Below are 16,276 nucleotides of genomic sequence, written 5' to 3'. Positions count from 1 at the left end.
GTTCTCTCGCTTCCAAGGGATTCCATGACCCAGCATCTCGTCGTCCCGGTCCGTCCCGCGCTCAGTGGTGCAGGCGAGCGCGATGCGCAGCGGAGAACCGACTGGTGGCGTGAGGCGGTGATCTACCAGGTCTATCCGCGCAGCTTCGCCGACGCGAACGGCGACGGCATGGGCGACCTCGCGGGCGTCCGCGCGCGCCTGCCCTACCTGCGCGACCTGGGTGTGGACGCGGTCTGGCTCTCCCCGTTCTACGCCTCGCCGCAGGCTGACGCCGGCTACGACGTCTCCGACTACCGCCGGGTGGACCCGATGTTCGGCGAACTCGCCGACGCGGCGGGCCTGATCGAGGACGCGCACGCGCTCGGCCTGCGGGTCATCTTCGACATCGTGCCCAACCACTGCTCGGACCAGCACGAGTGGTTCCAGCAGGCGCTGCGCGAGGGCCCCGGCTCGGCGCTGCGCCGCCGCTTCCACTTCCGCCCCGGCAAGGGCGAGAACGGCGAACTGCCGCCCAACGACTGGGAGTCCATCTTCGGCGGCCCGGCCTGGACCCGGGTCACCGAGCCGGACGGGACGCCGGGGGAGTGGTACCTGCACCTGTTCGCGCCCGAGCAGCCGGACTTCGACTGGGACCACCCCGCCGTCGCCGACGAGTTCCGCTCGATCCTGCGGTTCTGGCTGGACCTCGGCGTCGACGGCTTCCGCATCGACGTGGCCCACGGCCTGGTCAAGGCCCCCGGCCTGCCCGACCTGGGCGTGCACGACCAGCTCAAGCTGCTCGGCCACGACGTGATGCCCTTCTTCGACCAGGACGGCGTCCACGAGATCTACCGCTCCTGGCGGCCGATCCTCGCGGAGTACGCGGACGAGGACGGCTCCGAGCGCATCTTCGTCGCCGAGGCGTGGACGCCGACCGTGGCGCGGACGGCCAACTACGTCCGCGAGGACGAGCTGCACCAGGCGTTCAACTTCCAGTACCTGGCCACCCCGTGGGAGGCCGAGGCACTGCGCGAGGTGGTCGACCTGACCCTCGACGCGATGCGTCCGGTCGGCGCGCCCGCCACCTGGGTGCTCTCCAACCACGACGTCACCCGCCACGCCACCCGGTTCGCCAACGAGCCGTCCACCAGCACCCAGATCCGCACGCCCGGCGACCGCGCGCTCGGCCTGCGCCGCGCGCGGGCCGCGACGCTGCTGATGCTGGCCCTGCCGGGCTCCGCGTACCTGTACCAGGGCGAGGAGTTGGGCCTGCCCGACGTCACCGACCTGCCGGACGAGGTGCGTCAGGACCCGTCCTTCCACCGCCAGAGCGGCCAGGACGGCTACCGCGACGGCTGCCGGGTGCCGCTGCCGTGGTCCGGAACGGCGGCGCCGTACGGTTTCGGGCCGGTCGACGGCGGCCCCAGCTGGCTGCCGCAGCCGCCCGTCTGGGCGGAGTTGAGCGTCGAGGTGCAGACCGGCGACCCGACCTCGACGCTGGAGCTCTACCGCTCCGCGCTCGCGCTCCGCGCCGAACGCCCGGAGCTGGGCGCGGGCGACGCGGTGGACTGGCTGGACGCCCCCGAGGGCGTACTGGCCTTCCGTCGCGGCGCGTTCACCTGCGTCGCGAACACCGGCTCCGCGCCGGTCCGGCTGCCCGTGCCTGGGCGGCCGTTGCTCACCTCGGGCGCGGAGCCGGTGCTGGACGGCGGGACCGCTGCCGGCAGCACCGTTGTCGTACCTGGAGACACCACCGTCTGGTGGACGGACCGATGAGCATCCCGTCACAGGCCGGCCCGGCGAGTCCTGGCCCGGCGTCACCGCCCGCCCGGCTGGCGGACATCGCGGCCCAGGCGGGCGTCAGCGAGGCGACCGTCTCCCGGGTGCTCAACGGGAAGGCGGGCGTCTCGGCGACCACCCGGCAGACCGTGCTTGCGGCGCTGGACGTGCTCGGCTACGACCGCCCGGTCAAGCTGCGGCAGCGCAGCGCGGGCCTGATCGGGCTGATCACACCGGAGTTGAGCAACCCGATCTTCCCGGCGCTGGCCCAGGTCGTCGAGCAGGTGCTGACCCGCCACGGCTACACTCCGCTGCTCTGCACCCAGACCCCGGGCGGCTCGACCGAGGACGAGCTGGTCGACATGCTGGTCGACCGAGGCGTCACCGGCATCGTCTTCGTCTCCGGCCTGCACGCGGACACCACCGCCGACCACGAGCGCTACGCCCGACTCGCCGGGCGCGGTGTGCCGTTCGTGCTGATCGACGGGTTCAGCGAGCGGATCGACGCGTCCTTCGTCTCGCCCGACGACCGCGCGGCGATGTGGATGGCGGTCCGGCACCTGGCCGAACTCGGCCATCAGCGCGTGGGCCTGGCCGTGGGCCCGGCCCGGTTCGTGCCGGTGGCACGGAAGCTCACGGGCTTCGCGGCGGCGACGCGGGAGCTGCTCGGCTACGGCGACGCCGAGGTCGAGCAGTTGGTCCAGCACACCCTCTTCACCGTCGAGGGCGGCCACGCCGCCGGTGGGATGCTGCTGGACAAGGGCTGCACGGCGATCGTCTGCGGCAGCGACCTGATGGCCTTCGGCGCGATCCGCGCCGCCCGCCAGCGCGGCCTGGACGTGCCGGGCGAGGTCTCCGTCGTCGGCTTCGACGACTCGCCGCTGATCGCCTTCGCCGACCCGCCGCTCACCACCATCCGCAAGCCGGTCGAGGCGATGGGCGCGGCGGCGGTCGACGCGTTGCTGGAGGAGATCAACGCGGTGCCGGTGCACCGCGCGGAGTTCGTCTTCCAGCCGGAGTTGGTGGTCCGGGGCTCCACCGGCGCCCATGGTGCGAGCGCGCGCCAGCGCGGACGAGGCTGACGGATGGCGTACCGCGAACTCTTCGCCCCGCGCGGGGCGAAGGGGTTCACGGCGGCGGTGCTGCTGGCGCGGTTCCCGGTGGGGATGTTCTCCCTGGCGGCGACGCTCCTGGTCACCTCGCTGCACCGCTCCTACAGCCTGGCCGGGCTCGGCGGCGCGACGGTCCTTGTGACCATCGCCGTCGTCGGGCCGTGGCAGGCCCGGCTGGTGGACCGTCACGGCCAGACCAGGGTCAGCGTCCCGGCGGTGCTGCTGGCCACGCTCGGCGGCCTCGGACTCGTCCTCACCCTGCGCGCCCACGCGCCCACCTGGCTCTACCTCGCCTGCGCCGCGCTGAGCGGCGTCGGCCCCAACACCGGTTCGCTGGCCCGCGCCCGCTGGTCCTTCCTGCACCGGGGCGACGAGGCGGTGCTGCACACCGCGTACGCCTACGAGGGCGTGGTGGACGAGCTCTGCTACGTCCTCGGCCCGATCGCGGCGATGGCGCTGGCGACCTCCTTCTCGCCGCTCACCGCGTATCTGACGGCCTCTCTGCTGAGCCTGGTGGGCATCCTCGTCCTGGCCACCCAGCGCCGCACCGAGCCGCCGCCCGCAGCCTCCCCCGACCGCTCGACGCGTACCCGGCCCGGTGGAGCCCTGCGCGCCCCGGGGATGCCCGCGCTGGTGCCGATGCTGACGGCGGCGGGCTGCGTCTTCGGCACGATGGAGATCACCACCGTCGGCTTCGCCCAGGCCCACGGGCACAAGGCCGAGGCCAGCCTGGTACTCGCCGCTTACGCGCTCGGCTCCGGCCTCTCCGGCATCGCCTTCGGCCTGTGGCGACCGCGCGGCTCGGCGGTGGTCCGGCTGCGCTGGGCGCTGCTTGCCATGACGGTGACGCTGGCTCCGCTGCCGCTGGACCGCAACCTCTGGCAGGTGGCGCTCAACCTTTTCGTCGCGGGGTTCGCCACCGCGCCGACCATGTCGACCAGCATGGGCCTGGTCGCCGAACTCGTCCCGGAAAACCGGCTGACGGAGGGCTTCACGCTCACCACGACCGGCCTGCTGGTCGGCGTCTCCGCCGGTACGGCGGTGGGCGGTTGGGCGGTCGACCAGCTCGCTCCCGGGGCCGGGTACCACGTCCCCGCGGCGGCGGCGCTGGTCGCGCTCGTCCTGTCCTTCCGACTGAGGATCCCTGCGAATCGTCCGCCGGTCGGGCAAACAGCAGGCGAAAGTGTGTGCGTGCAATAGGCTTCGGTGCTGTGAACACAGCGCGGTTGGCCGACATCGCGGCACAGGCAGGGGTCAGCGAGGCCACCGTCTCCCGAGTGCTCAACGGAAAGCCGGGCGTCGCCGCGGCGACCAGGCAGACGGTGCTGGCCGCCCTCGACGTCCTCGGCTACGAGCGTCCCACCCGGCTGCGGCAGCGCAGCGCGGGCCTGATCGGCCTGATCACGCCCGAGCTCAGCAACCCGATCTTCCCGGCGCTGGCCCAGGTCATCGAGCAGGTGCTGACCCGCTACGGCTACACGCCGGTGCTCTGCACGCAGACGCCGGGCGGTTCCACCGAGGACGAGTTGGTCGAGATGCTCGTCGAACGCGGCGTCACCGGCATCGTCTTCGTCTCCGGCCTGCACGCCGACACGACGGCCGACACCGCGCGTTACGACAAGCTCCAGGGCCAGGGCGTGCCGTTCGTGATGATCAACGGCTACAGCGAGCGGATCAGCGCGCCGTTCATCTCTCCTGACGACCGCGCGGCGATGTGGATGGCGGTCCGCCACCTGGCCGGGCTCGGCCACGAACGCATCGGGCTGGCCGTGGGCCCCTCCCGCTTCGTCCCGGTGCTGCGCAAGGAGGAGGGCTTCACCGCGGCGCTGGGCGAGGTCCTGGGCCTCTCGGAGGAGCAGAGCCGGGAGTTCATCCAGCACTCCCTCTTCACCGTCGAGGGCGGCCACGCCGCGGCCAACGTCCTGCTGGACAAGGGCTGTACGGCGATCGTCTGCGGCAGCGACCTGATGGCCTTCGGCGCGATCCGCGCGGCTCGGGCGCGCGGCCTCACGGTCCCGGGCGACATCTCCGTCGTCGGCTTCGACGACTCCCCGCTGATCGCTTTCGCGGACCCGCCACTGACCACCATCCGCCAGCCCGTGGAGTCGATGGGCGCGGCCGCGGTCAACGTCCTCCTGGAGGAGATCGGCGGAAACCCCGCGCAGCGCGGGGAGTTCGTCTTCCAGCCGGAACTCGTCGTCCGCGGCTCGACGGGTTCTGTCGCGTAGCGACAACAGGGGCGCGGGGAACGGCGCGAGAAACCACTCTGTGCGGATGGCCCTGCGCGTTGAGGACCGTCCGCCCTGGGTGGCTTGTCGCGCAGTTCCCCGCGCCCCTTAGGTGCTGCAACGCACCCTTTGTTCTTACAGTTCAGCCTCGACGCCGAGGGCGCCGAGGTACAGCCCCAGTGCCAGCCGCGCCACCGCAGGGTACGTGCCGATCGGCTCGGCCAGCGGGCACTCGATCGCATCCGCCAAGGACGTCAGCAGCTCGGCGTTGACCTCGGGGCCGAGCAGGTACGGCGCCAGCGCCGGCTGGACGCAGCCCGTCTCACGCAAGTGAGTCATCGCCGCCACCACCGACTCCGCGGAGTCGAGTGACGCGGCCACCACCGGGACGGCGAGGCGCGCAGCCAACAGCACCGCGGTGACCTCGGCCAGCTCCAGCGCCTCCGCGTCGCCCGTGCCGGCGAGCACGATGCCGTCGGCGGAGGTGTTGATGGCGAAGAGGCGCGCGCGGTCCGCGCGGGCCAGACCGGCCTCGCTGAGGCGCACGTGGACGGCCTCGGCCAGCAGCGGGTGCGGGCCCAGCGCGTCGGTCCGCCGGACGGACTCGAACCCGGCCAGCGCGGCGTCCAGCTCGGCGCTGGGGCCGGGGGAGAGGGGAACCACGATCGGCGGGGTGCCCGCCTCCACCGCCTCGCCCAGCACGTCCTGGATGGACGGGCAGTCGCCCAGCCCGTCGACGTTCGTGGCGGCCGTCAGATAGGCCGCGGTGACCTGCGCGTCCGGCTGGTCCAGGCGGATCAGCGTGGCGATCTCCTCCGCCAGTCGCCGGGAGTCCGGGTTGGCCGGCGCCGGGACGGCGAGCACGAGCGTGGAAGCGCCCGCGGGGATCTCGGGCCGCTCGGGACGGCGGTGGCGTCCTCGCGCGCGTGCGGCGGGCGTACGGACAGGCAGCGGCGTGCTGGGAGTCGCGGCAGTGCTCATGGGGGACGATGGTAGGTCATCCGTTCGTCCCCTGGGAGCCGGGTGCCCTATACCGGCCCCATACCGGTGAGTAAGGGATCGGCCGAACCGAACACGCGTGAGCAGCGTCACACAGGTGGTACGGGCACGTGGTTACTGACTGTGCGTCACGGGGGAGTTCCATGCTGTTGATCAAGTCGGTCGATATGTGTGCACTGTGCGAGAGCCTGTTGCCGAGAGCGACGACGATGCGCCCGGATTTGCCCGTTTAGGGCGGTCAACTCCCCGTGCTGTAAAGAAAGCAGTCACCTCCTGTAAACGCATGTGCACACGCATAAGCACCTGCACGTGCACGTGCACTGGCGATATCATCACCGGCAGTGAGAACGCTGCATGGTGCACCGCTCGCACGTCCCGGGGAGATACCTATGCATCGCATCTACAACGGCATCGCCGCCACGGAACTCGAGGGAGTGGTCTGGCAGAAGGCCCGGATGAGCAACTCGCAGGGCAACTGCGTCGAGCTGGCACGCCTTGAGGGCGGTGACGTCGCGGTCCGCAACTCGCGGTTCCCGGACGGTCCGGCCCTCATCTACACCAAGGCGGAGATCGTCGCGCTGCTCCACGGTGTGAAGGCCGGGGAGTTCGACCACCTGGTCGACTGACCTGCGCCCCGCACGTTCCACCCACACGGTCCCCATGTGATGGCCCGGGAGTAACTCCCGGGTCATCTCTCGTGTTAGGGGGGTGTGTGCGGCATGCGAAGGATGTGTGCGGCCGCGGCGATCCGCGGCCGGAGCATCAGCCGTGCGACTGAAGTTCGAAGACGGCCCAGACGACCTTGCCGACCGCCACGGGGTGCCAGCCCCAGGACTGACTGAAGGACTCGACGAGATGCAGCCCACGGCCGGACTCGGCCACCCAGTCCGCCTCGCGCGGCACCGGGCCGTTCTCGCAGGGGTCGGTCACCGCGCAGACCACCTGGGGGTCGCTGCGCACCAGGCTGAGCCGTATCAGTGGCTGATTCCCGGGGTTCTCCGCCGTGCCGCCGTAGCCGCTGCCCGCCGTCTCCTCTGCCCGGAGGTCCATGCGGTCGCCGATGGGGCTTGCGCCCGCGCCGCGTCTGCCCCAGATGCTGCGGGGCTCGGGCACGTGGGCCGGCAGGCCGTAGCGGAGCGCGTTGGTCACCAACTCGCTTGCCACCAGGGCGATGTCGTCGAAGAGATCGCCGAGCTCCCAGCGGTTCAGGGTGAGCCGGGTGAACTCCCTGGCTGTACGGACGGATTCGCGTCGGGGGGCGAGCGCGCAGCTCACCACGGTTTCGCGGTCCGCGAGCACCGCCGGGCTCAGGCCCATGAAGAGCTCCTCCCATGCGGGCGCGGCCCCGTCCGGTGGTGCCGGCCGGGGCGAATTCTCGGCGGATTGCCAGGGGGCGTGCAGGTGCACGTGTCCATGGTCCTCTTCGCATACGTCAGATGCAAGAGTGGATTCACGTGCATTCGCGCCTAGGGCAGATGCACGTGCATCTGCCCATGCAGCGAGTAGTGTGGTGGTAGCGCTGCGCAGTGATGGAGGGTCACGACTCGGACATCTTGACCGGCGCATGGACAAGCAGGCACGATGCGCGCCCGGGCAGTGCCTGACAGTGGCAGACTGTGGCGTGTTACCAGCGGGTGGAGGTTCGACGGAATGACCACGGTTCAGCCGGGGGGCGGTTCGATGGTGCGCCGCATCCTCCTCGGCTCCCAACTGCGCCGTCTTCGCGAGGCCAAGGGCATCTCCCGCGAGGACGCCGGTTACACGATCCGGGCCTCCGAGTCGAAGATCAGCCGCATGGAGTTGGGCCGCGTCAGCTTCAAGGAGCGGGACGTCGTGGACCTGTTGAGTCTCTACGGGGTCGAGGAGTCCGAGCGCGGCCAGCTGCTGACGCTGGTGCGCGAGGCCAACCAGAACGGCTGGTGGCACAGCTTCAGCGACGCCATGCCCAACTGGTTCCAGACGTATGTGGGGTTGGAGGAGGCCGCCGCGCTGATCCGCACCTACGAGGTGCAGTTCATCCCCGGCCTGCTGCAGACCGCCGACTACGCGCGGGCCATCATGGGCCTGAACCGGCCCTACATGGGGGAGGAGGAGATCGACCACCGGGTCGACCTCCGGATGCGCCGTCAGCGGATGGTCGTCGAGGGCTCCGGGCCGCGTCTCTGGGCGGTGATCGACGAGGCCGCGCTGCGTCGCCCCATCGGGGGACCGAAGGTGATGCGGGCTCAGGTCCAGGCGCTCATCGAGATGGCCGAGCTGTCGAACGTGGTGCTCCAGGTGATGCCGTTCCGCTTCGGCGGCCACGCGGCCGAGACCGGCGCGTTCTCGATCCTCCGCTTCCCCGAGCAGGACCTGCCCGACGTCGTCTACCTGGAGCAGCTCACCAGCGCGCTCTACCTGGACAAGCGCGACGACGTCGACGCCTACGTCCAGGTCATGGAGCGGCTCAGCGTCGACAGCCTGACGCCGGAGAAGACGGTCGACCTGCTCACCGGGCTGATCGAGGAAGCCTGACGCTCAGGCGTCGTCGCGATCGGACGGTGTCACGATCAGGGCAGCGCGACGGCTGTCGCGCTGCGCGGACCGAGGCGAGGGTCCAGGCCGTAGCGGGCGAAGAGGTCCGCGCGGATCACGGAGCCCGGCAGTTCGGCGCCGGGAAGCAGCAGGCCGATGCACGCGCCCATCAGCGCGCTGCGCAGCACCGCGTGGTCAGCGGCCGGATCGGCCGAGCCGCGCCGCCGCAGCACCTCCTGGAGCAGCGCCCCGAGTTGCTGCTGCTCGTCGTCCTGGACGAAGCGCCCGTCGATGGGGGCCAGGATCAGCGCCAGATGCGTCCGCATCAGCGTGGGCTGGTCGACGGCCAGGCCGGTGATCGCGTCGATCGTGGTGGCCAGCCAGACGTCCGGGTCCTCGCTCTGCGCGGGGTTGCCGGGCTCGTCCAGCGGACGCAGCGCCGCGGCCAGGGCCAGGTGCATGTGCCGGTGCATCGCGGTCTGCAGCAGGAACCGCTTGCCGGGGAAGTAGTACGAGACCAGCCCGCGGGCCACCCGTGCCCGCTCGGCGATGTCGGCGAGGGTGACCCGGTTGAAGCCGTGCTCGTCGATCAGCTCCACGGTGGCCTGCATGATGCGCTCGCGCGAGCGCGCACGCATGACCTCGTTGACCGCTTCCCGACGTGGTGACATGGCGCTCCTGCACTGCCTTGGGCTGACCGGCTGGGGGTGGGGGCCGGTCAGTGGGTGCCGCTCACTGGCTGGGCGCCAATATACGCGCGCAACCTGAGCGTCCTACCGGCCCCGGAAGGCGGCTCCTGAGCTGCGCGACACGGGCCCTCGGCGCAGCAGCATCAGCCCGGGAGCTTCAGCGCAGCACCGTCTCCGGCTCCGCGTCGGGCAGGGCAGCGGACGCCGGGCGGGCGTCCGGCAGTGCCGGGTGCCGGCCGATGACGACCACCCCGATCACGATGCAGACCAGCCCGGCCGCCGCGCCCGCCAGCGCAGCCGGGGTGAGCTGGAGCTGGTCGCCCAGGAAGCCGACCCCGCAGGCGATGCCCGCCAGCGGCTGGGCCGCGGTCAGCGCCGGTGCGGACATCTTCAGCGGCGCCGACTCGAAGGCGTTCTGCACCAGGACCAGCCCGACCACGCCGATCGCCAGCACGGCGTAGGGCTGCCAGCCGGTCACCAGCAGGCCGAGTCCGCCGGTGTCCAGACGGAGCTCGGCGGTGCGGGTGAGTGCGTCCTGCAGGCCGTAGAGCAGCCCTGCGGCGAGCGCGAGCAGGGTCGCCTGGCGGATCCGGGGCAGCCGTCCGGCCAGCGTGACCAGCAGCAGCGCGAGCCCGGCGACGATGCCGAAGACCAGCCAGTGGCGCAGCGCGCCGATCTCGGCGCCACCGCCGGTGGGCTGCCCGCTGAGGATGAAGACGGTCACGCCGACCGCCAGCAGCACCACGCCGCCCCAACCCGAGGCGCCCAGCGTCTGTCTGGTGATCCGTCGGGCCAGGGCCATGGCGAACAGCAGCTGGGTCGAGAGGAGCGGCTCGACCAGGGAGATCCGTCCCGCGTCGAGGGCCATGGCGCTGAGCACCTGACCGCAGACCATGAAGGCGATGCCGAGCAGCCACTCGCGTGACCGCACCAGCCGCAGCAGCAGGCGGTAGGAGACCAGGTCGGAGCGCGTGGCGGACTGCGCCGCGTGCTGCTGCAGGACGAAACCCAGCCCCAGCAGACAGGCTGCGCCCACACCGAGAAGAAACACCGTCACGGGGATTCACCCACAGTCAACGTGCCATCACGGGCCACTCCCGGGAAGCGTATCGCGGGGTTCCCGGACCGGCCCTCGCACTCAGCGCATTCCCACCTTCTTCAGGAAGTACGTCAGCTTCTTGGCGAACTACGCCACTTCGGGAGGGTTGAACCCGGCCGGAGGGCCGCGCCGCACCCGGGGCAGGGCGCGGGGACAGACCCGGTGTCAGACCAGCGCCGACAGGCCGGGCGTGAAGGTGAGGACGACCGGGGTCAGCGCCAGCGCCACCGCGGCGACGGTCAGGCCGAGCCGGGAGGGCCAGGGCAGGCGCGTGCCACCCGCCAGCAGGCGGTCGACCCTGGCGGGTATCTGGGCCAGCGGATGCGGGCACGGGCTGTCGGGGTTGAGCTCGACCAGCGCGATCGCGGTGGCCAGCCGCCCGTGGCTGCGCGCGGCGGAGTCGTCGGCGGCGAGCTCGACGAGGTGGCCCACCTGGTCGCGGAACTGGCCGAAGAGCCGTATCGCGGGGAACGCCGAGACGAGGGCCTCGGCGAAGCCGGACAGCCAGTGGTGCCGGGCGCGGACATGCCCGCGCTCGTGGGCGAGCAACGCGTCCAGCTCGCGGGTGCTGAGGCGGCGCAGCGCGGCCGTGGTGACCACCAGTCGGGGCACCGGACCGGGCAGCGACCAGGCCTTGAGCTCCTCGCTCTCCAGCACGACCAGTTTCTCCGACTGCCCCGAATGCTCCGAGCGCTCCGAGCGGCTCCATGGCGCGGCGGACTGCTTCAGGTCGGGGTGCGGCCCGGGACGCAGCTCGGGGTGCAGGTCGGGCGCCTGAGCCTTCAGCTGCCGGTGCTGACGCAGCCGGGTCGCACGGGAGCCGGAGACCTCGACGGCCAGGGCCAGCGCGGTCCGCACGCCGCCCACAGCGAAGACGAAGGCCGCGCCGATCGCCCACGGGCGGGCCAGCGGAAAGCCGTAGGCCTCCTCCACGCCTGCCGGGGCCCCGGTGAAGACAAGGGATCTGACGGCGGGCCAGGCCGCCGCGCCGGTCAGCACCAGCGCGCAGACGCAGCAGAGCAGGACGCCGACCACCAGGCACTGCCAGGCCCACAGCCCGACCACCGGCTCGCGTTCCGTCCAGCGGGCGCGGGCCAGCGCGCGCGGGCCCAGCAGAGCGAGCAGCGCGCCGAGCGCGACAAGTCCGGGCAAGGCTCCCACCGCTGCGCGGCACCTCCGAGGGCAGGACGGGACGCACGCGTCACTGCGTGCGCGCTCAACCTATGGCGGATCGGCCTGCCACGGAATCGGTTTGCCGAAAGCAGTGACGCAGGACACGGAGTCGGCGGCGAGCCCGCCGCATGCGCTTCGGAGCAGCACGGGCTCGGAGCAGCACCAGGTCAGAGCAGCACGAGCTCAGAGCAGCACGAGCATGGTGGCCATCGACAGGCCCATGACCACCCGACAGGCGTCCGGCAGCGCGGGGGCGGTGAAGAGCGACCGGGACCGGTGGCCGGTGGCGGGTGCGGTCAGCCGCAGGCCCGCGACGAGCGAGACGGCCAGGAAGGCGACCAGCAACGTGCCCGTCAGCACGGGCAGCCCGCGGGGAGGCGCGCCCGCCATGCCGGTCATTCCCGCCATCCCTGCCATGTCGCCGGAACCGATGTCGCCCGAGCCGACTGCGCCGCCGCTCATGGCGACGGCCATGTACACCATCGCCGCGTGCCCGAGGACGTGGTAGCCGTGGTGCAGCCGATGGCCGGAGACCAGCAGTACCGCGCCGAGCGAGAGCAGCGCGGCCGACCCGTAGACCGCGACCCAGAGCCCCGTAGGGGCCGTCAGCCCGGCCGCCATCGCGGCCATACCGAGGCCCATCACCGCCTCGGTGCCGTCCGCGGCGCGGTCCGCCCGCGGCGCCGACCGGCGCAGGCAGAAGCGGGCGGCGCAGTAGAGTCCGGTGCCCCCGCAGAGCAGCACCAGCAGCCAGCCCAGTACCCCCGCGTCCTGCATCCACGCCCCCTGACGCGTCGCCTGTCCGCCTCGGGCCACTGTGACGCGGGGTGATCGCCGCAGAACAGGGCGCAACGGGGGCGCGTGGAAGCAGATGGCGGGGTGTGAATGCCGCGTTCACTGCGTCTCCACCTTACGGCCGACCCTGAGAGCCGACGTACTCCAAATGGAGTATGTGGCGGTGCCGGGTACCCGACGCGACTACGGATCGCGGTGACGCCAATCATCCTGCGGGCGCTCTCGCTGCGGCGTTTCGATCAATAGCTTGGAACTGTCCGCTTTCATCACCGAACCGATCCGGGGACTGCCGACATCATGGGCCGACTCATCCGCCTGCCGCTGCAGCGCCGTTCCGACCTGACGCACGCCCGCCCGCCCCGTGCGGTGATCGTTTCGGCGAGCGTCGGAGCCGGACACGACGCGGTGGCGAAGGAGCTGGAGACCCGGCTCGCCGAGGCCGGCCTGAACGTCGACCGCCACGACTTCCTCGACCTGCTGCCCGGCATCACCGGCAAGATCTTCGTCGGCACCTACCACACGATGCTCGAGCGGGCCCCGTGGACCTGGAAGCTGCTCTACGGCGGCATGGACAACCCGCGGATGATGAACGGCCAGGCCGCCCTCTTCACCTGGCTCGCGGGCCGGGCGATGAAGCGCGCGCTGCCGGACGACACCGCGGTCGTCGTCTCCACCTACCCGCTGGCCAGCCAGGTGCTGGGCCGGCTCCGCAAGCGCGGTCGGATCAGCCAGCGGGTGCACACCTACCTGACGGACTTCTCGGTGCACCGCCTCTGGGCCTCGCCGGACGTCGACTCCCACCTCGCCGTGCACACGGTCCCGGCCGAGCAGGCCGAGGGCACCGAGTGCCAGGACGTCCACGTGGTCACCCCGCTGGTGGACCGCCGGTTCACCCCGGTGACCAAGGCCTCCCGCGCCGCCGCCCGGCAGCGCTGGGGCCTGGCCCACGACGCGAAGATCGCGCTGCTGGTCGGCGGCTCCTGGGGCGCGGGCGAGCTGGAGCACACCGTCGCCGACGTTGAGGCGGCCGACCCGCGGCTGACCTGCGTCGTCGTCTGCGGGCGCAACGAGGTGCTGCGCGCCCGGTTGCAGGAGGCCGGAGTCACCGCGCTGGGCTGGGTCGACGACATGCCGAGCCTGATGCACGCGGCCGACGTGCTGGTCCAGAACGCCGGTGGCATCACCGTGCTGGAGGCCGTCGCCTCCGGCATCCCCGTCATCACCTACCGCTCCATCCCGGGCCACGGCCTGACCAACGCGGCTGCGCTCGACCAGGCGGGCGTGGCCCCCTGGGCGCGCTCCCACGCCGAGCTGGCCCCGCTGCTGGACCGGGCGATACGCTCCGAATCCGCCGTCCCCGCGCCGTGGGGCGTCGACGCGGTCGAGCTGCTGCTGGAGTCGGCCGGGCTCACCCATCTCACCGCGGAGCTCCCCGGCGTGGTCGTCCCGCTCGCCACGATGGAGAACGCACGATGAACCGTGCTGTGAAGACGGCCGCCGGTATCGCCGGCGGCCTGGCGCTGGCGCACGCCGCACCCGCGCTGACCTCGATCCAGCCCCTCGAACCGCTCCGTACCAAGTTCTTCCCCGGCTACGGGGGCCTCGGCGACCCGGGGCACGTCGCGCTCAGCTTCGACGACGGCCCGGACCCCATCTCGACGCCGCGCTTCCTGCGGCTGCTGGAGAAGCGGGACGTCAAGGCGACCTTCTTCCTGCTCGGCTTCATGCTGGAGCGCGACCCGGGCCTCGGCAAGGAGATCATCGCGGCGGGCCACGAGATCGCCGTCCACGGCTACCTGCACCGCCCGATGGTCGTCCGCACGCCGCGCGCCACCAAGGACGACCTGACCCGCGCCCACGGCCTGGTCACCGAGGCGACCGGCGTCGAGCCGCGTTGGTACCGGCCGCCGTACGGCATCGCCACCACCTCGGCGCTGACGACGGCCCGGGGCCTGGGCATGACCCCGGTCCTGTGGACCTCGTGGGGCGCGGACTGGCGCGCCGGCGCGACGGGCACCTCCGTCTACCAGACGGTCACCCGCAACCTGCGCGGCGGCGGCACCATCCTGCTCCACGACTCCGACTGCACCAGCGCCCCGGCCTCCTGGACCGCGACACTGGCCGCGCTCCCGCGCCTGCTTGACCACTGCGCGGAGCAGGGCTGGCAGGTCGGCCCGGTGGGCGAGCACGGGATCTGAGCGCACGCACGTGGGGCCGGCTCTCCTTCGGGAGGACCGGCCCCACTGTCGTTGCTCTGCGGGCGGCTAGAGCCGTCCTGACTCGCGCAGGCGGGTGAGGAACCGCCGCGTGCGCTCGTGCTGCGGGTCGCCGAAGACCTCGGCGGAACTGCCGCGTTCCAGCACCACGCCGTCGGCGAGGAAGCAGACCTGGTCGGCGACGTCGCGGGCGAAGGCCATCTCGTGGGTGGCCAGGACCATGGTCATGCCCTGGCCCTTGAGGTCGCGGACGACCTCCAGCACCTCGCCGACCAGCTCCGGGTCGAGGGCCGCGGTGATCTCGTCGAGCAGCAGCAGCCGCGGCTCGCCCGCGATCGCGCGGACCAGGGCGACGCGCTGCTGCTGGCCGCCGGAGAGACGGTCCGGGTACTCCTTGGCCTTGCCCGCCAGACCCAGCCGGTCCAGCAGTTCCAGCGCGCGGGCCTCCGCCTCGGCCCTCGGCTTCCGGTGGACCCGGCGCGGGGCGAGGGTGATGTTGTCCAGCACGCTCAGGTGCGGGAAGAGGTTGTAAGCCTGGAAGACCACGCCGATCCTCCGGCGCACCGCGTCGGCGTCGGCGCGGGGATCGGTGATCTCCTGCTCGTCCAGCCAGATCGCGCCGTCGTCGACCACCTCCAGCAGGTTGGCGCAGCGCAGCAGCGTCGACTTGCCGGAGCCGGAGGCGCCGATCAGGACGGTGACCGAGTGCTCGGGGACCTCCAACGACACGTCGTCGAGGATGACGTGCTCGCCGAAGGCCTTGCGGACCGACTCGAAGCGCAGGACCGGGGAGGCCGGGGCGGGGCTGGTCATACGACGCCTCCCTGGGCGCGCTGGTTGTCCATCCGGCGGGTGAGCCAGTCCGCGTAGCGGGTCATCGGGATGGTCAGGATGACGAAGCCGAGCCCGGCCAGCACCAGCGGCGTGTAGTTGAAGCTGCTGGCGACCATGATGTGCGCCGCCGCGACCGCGTCGATCGCGCCGCCGAGGTAGACCAGGCCGGTGTCCTTCTGCAGCGAGGCCATGTCGTTGACCAGCGCCGGCACCACCCGGCGGATCGCCTGCGGCAGCACCACGAACCGCATCGTTTGCGCGTAGCCGAGACCCAGCGACCGGGCGGCGGCACGCTGGCTCGGGTGGACCGACTCGATACCGGCGCGGAACACCTCGGCCACGTAGGCGGAGTAGCAGATCACCAGGGCCGCGCCGCCGAGGACGATCGGGTCGTTGGTGACGCCCTGGAGCTGTAGCGCGGGGACGCCGAAGACGACCAGCAGCATCAGGATGACGAGCGGGAAGCCGCGGAAGAAGTCCACATAGGCGGTGGCCAGCAGCCGCACCGGCAGGAAGACCGGTCCGCGCAGCGTCCGCAGCGCGGCGATCAGCAGGCCGAGCACCAGGACGGTCGGCCCGCAGACCGCCAGCAGCTCCAGGTTGAGCACGAAGCCGTGCAGCACCGGGGATATCGCCTGGCGGGCGTAGTGGCCGCTGAAGAAGGTCGTCCTGGTCACCGGCCACCCGGGGGAGCCGGTGATGACGACGGCGAGCACGGCCGCCACGGCGACCGTGCTGCCTCCCGCGATCAGCGCGGAACGCCGCGCCCGCGAGCGGCGGTAGGCCTCACGCTCCAACCGCCGCTGCGAGGGGACGTACGCCGAGGCTTCGGCGTCCGTCCCCTCGCGCATCTCTGCGT

At 72.0% G+C, this 16,276-nt stretch carries 16 protein-coding genes; 8 read left to right on the top strand and 8 right to left on the bottom strand.

Features of this window, described 5'->3' with window-relative positions; translation table 11 throughout:
* Positions 1 to 24 precede the first annotated feature (24 nt).
* From I2501_RS19395 to I2501_RS19380, 4 genes are read left to right on the top strand one after another with little or no spacing between them, the layout of a single operon-like run.
* Positions 25 to 1,755 carry a glycoside hydrolase family 13 protein gene (locus I2501_RS19395; RefSeq protein ID WP_196195336.1) on the top strand — a complete coding sequence of 577 codons (1,731 nt, stop codon included), beginning with the start codon at positions 25 to 27 and terminating at the stop codon, positions 1,753 to 1,755.
* Positions 1,752 to 2,840 (top strand): LacI family DNA-binding transcriptional regulator, encoded by a 1,089-nt coding sequence (locus I2501_RS19390; protein WP_196195335.1) that lies wholly within the window; start codon positions 1,752 to 1,754, stop codon positions 2,838 to 2,840. Before I2501_RS19395 ends, I2501_RS19390 begins: the two co-directional genes overlap by 4 nt.
* Positions 2,841 to 2,843: 3 nt before the next feature.
* Positions 2,844 to 4,070 (top strand): MFS transporter, encoded by a 1,227-nt coding sequence (locus I2501_RS19385; RefSeq protein WP_196195334.1) that lies wholly within the window; start codon positions 2,844 to 2,846, stop codon positions 4,068 to 4,070.
* An 11-nt stretch (positions 4,071 to 4,081) separates the two neighbouring features.
* A complete protein-coding gene (locus I2501_RS19380; RefSeq protein WP_196195333.1) occupies positions 4,082 to 5,098 on the top strand; it encodes a LacI family DNA-binding transcriptional regulator in 1,017 nt (338 codons plus the stop codon).
* Positions 5,099 to 5,233: 135 nt separating this feature from the next.
* Here I2501_RS19380 and I2501_RS19375 read toward each other — a convergent pair whose 3' ends face one another.
* A complete protein-coding gene (locus I2501_RS19375) occupies positions 5,234 to 6,079 on the bottom strand; it encodes a sirohydrochlorin chelatase (RefSeq protein WP_196195332.1) in 846 nt (281 codons plus the stop codon).
* Between the two features lie 407 nt (positions 6,080 to 6,486).
* Between I2501_RS19375 and I2501_RS19370 the strand changes: the two genes are divergently transcribed.
* Entirely contained in the window at positions 6,487 to 6,723 is a 237-nt protein-coding gene (locus I2501_RS19370) for a DUF397 domain-containing protein (protein WP_196195331.1), read from the top strand.
* Positions 6,724 to 6,859: 136 nt separating this feature from the next.
* Here I2501_RS19370 and I2501_RS19365 read toward each other — a convergent pair whose 3' ends face one another.
* Entirely contained in the window at positions 6,860 to 7,414 is a 555-nt protein-coding gene (locus tag I2501_RS19365) for an ATP-binding protein (RefSeq protein WP_196195330.1), read from the bottom strand.
* 333 nt (positions 7,415 to 7,747) lie between these two features.
* Between I2501_RS19365 and I2501_RS19360 the strand changes: the two genes are divergently transcribed.
* Positions 7,748 to 8,611, top strand: coding sequence for a helix-turn-helix domain-containing protein (locus tag I2501_RS19360; RefSeq protein ID WP_196195329.1), 864 nt, complete (start codon positions 7,748 to 7,750; stop codon positions 8,609 to 8,611).
* A 35-nt stretch (positions 8,612 to 8,646) separates the two neighbouring features.
* Here I2501_RS19360 and I2501_RS19355 read toward each other — a convergent pair whose 3' ends face one another.
* From I2501_RS19355 to I2501_RS19340, 4 genes are all read right to left on the bottom strand, one after another.
* Positions 8,647 to 9,282, bottom strand: a complete 636-nt coding sequence (locus tag I2501_RS19355; RefSeq protein ID WP_236046646.1) for a TetR/AcrR family transcriptional regulator — start codon at positions 9,280 to 9,282, stop codon at positions 8,647 to 8,649.
* Between the two features lie 175 nt (positions 9,283 to 9,457).
* A complete protein-coding gene (locus tag I2501_RS19350; protein WP_196195328.1) occupies positions 9,458 to 10,357 on the bottom strand; it encodes a DMT family transporter in 900 nt (299 codons plus the stop codon).
* Between the two features lie 207 nt (positions 10,358 to 10,564).
* Positions 10,565 to 11,560, bottom strand: coding sequence for a M56 family metallopeptidase (locus tag I2501_RS19345; protein WP_196195327.1), 996 nt, complete (start codon positions 11,558 to 11,560; stop codon positions 10,565 to 10,567).
* A 195-nt stretch (positions 11,561 to 11,755) separates the two neighbouring features.
* Positions 11,756 to 12,349, bottom strand: coding sequence for a DUF5134 domain-containing protein (locus I2501_RS19340; RefSeq protein WP_196195326.1), 594 nt, complete (start codon positions 12,347 to 12,349; stop codon positions 11,756 to 11,758).
* Between the two features lie 315 nt (positions 12,350 to 12,664).
* On the opposite strand from I2501_RS19340, the gene I2501_RS19335 reads away from it, so the two are divergent.
* Together I2501_RS19335 and I2501_RS19330 are read left to right on the top strand one after the other, a co-directional pair.
* The gene (locus I2501_RS19335) at positions 12,665 to 13,843 is read left to right on the top strand and encodes an MGDG synthase family glycosyltransferase (protein ID WP_196195325.1); all 1,179 of its coding nucleotides are present in this window, start codon (positions 12,665 to 12,667) and stop codon (positions 13,841 to 13,843) included.
* Positions 13,840 to 14,565 carry a polysaccharide deacetylase family protein gene (locus tag I2501_RS19330; RefSeq protein WP_196195324.1) on the top strand — a complete coding sequence of 242 codons (726 nt, stop codon included), beginning with the start codon at positions 13,840 to 13,842 and terminating at the stop codon, positions 14,563 to 14,565. Before I2501_RS19335 ends, I2501_RS19330 begins: the two co-directional genes overlap by 4 nt.
* Positions 14,566 to 14,631: 66 nt before the next feature.
* Here the strand turns inward: I2501_RS19330 and I2501_RS19325 are convergent, their stop codons facing one another.
* Positions 14,632 to 15,396, bottom strand: coding sequence for an amino acid ABC transporter ATP-binding protein (locus tag I2501_RS19325; protein WP_196195323.1), 765 nt, complete (start codon positions 15,394 to 15,396; stop codon positions 14,632 to 14,634).
* On the bottom strand, positions 15,393 to 16,268 hold the full coding sequence (locus I2501_RS19320) for an amino acid ABC transporter permease (RefSeq protein ID WP_196195322.1): 876 nt from the start codon (positions 16,266 to 16,268) through the stop codon (positions 15,393 to 15,395). The genes I2501_RS19325 and I2501_RS19320 overlap by 4 nt, the downstream gene beginning before the upstream one ends.
* Positions 16,269 to 16,276 lie beyond the last annotated feature (8 nt).

This window comes from Streptacidiphilus fuscans, from assembly GCF_015690355.1.
GTDB classification, from domain to species: Bacteria; Actinomycetota; Actinomycetes; order Streptomycetales; family Streptomycetaceae; genus Streptacidiphilus; species Streptacidiphilus fuscans.
This window is presented reverse-complemented; position numbering and strand designations above follow the sequence as displayed.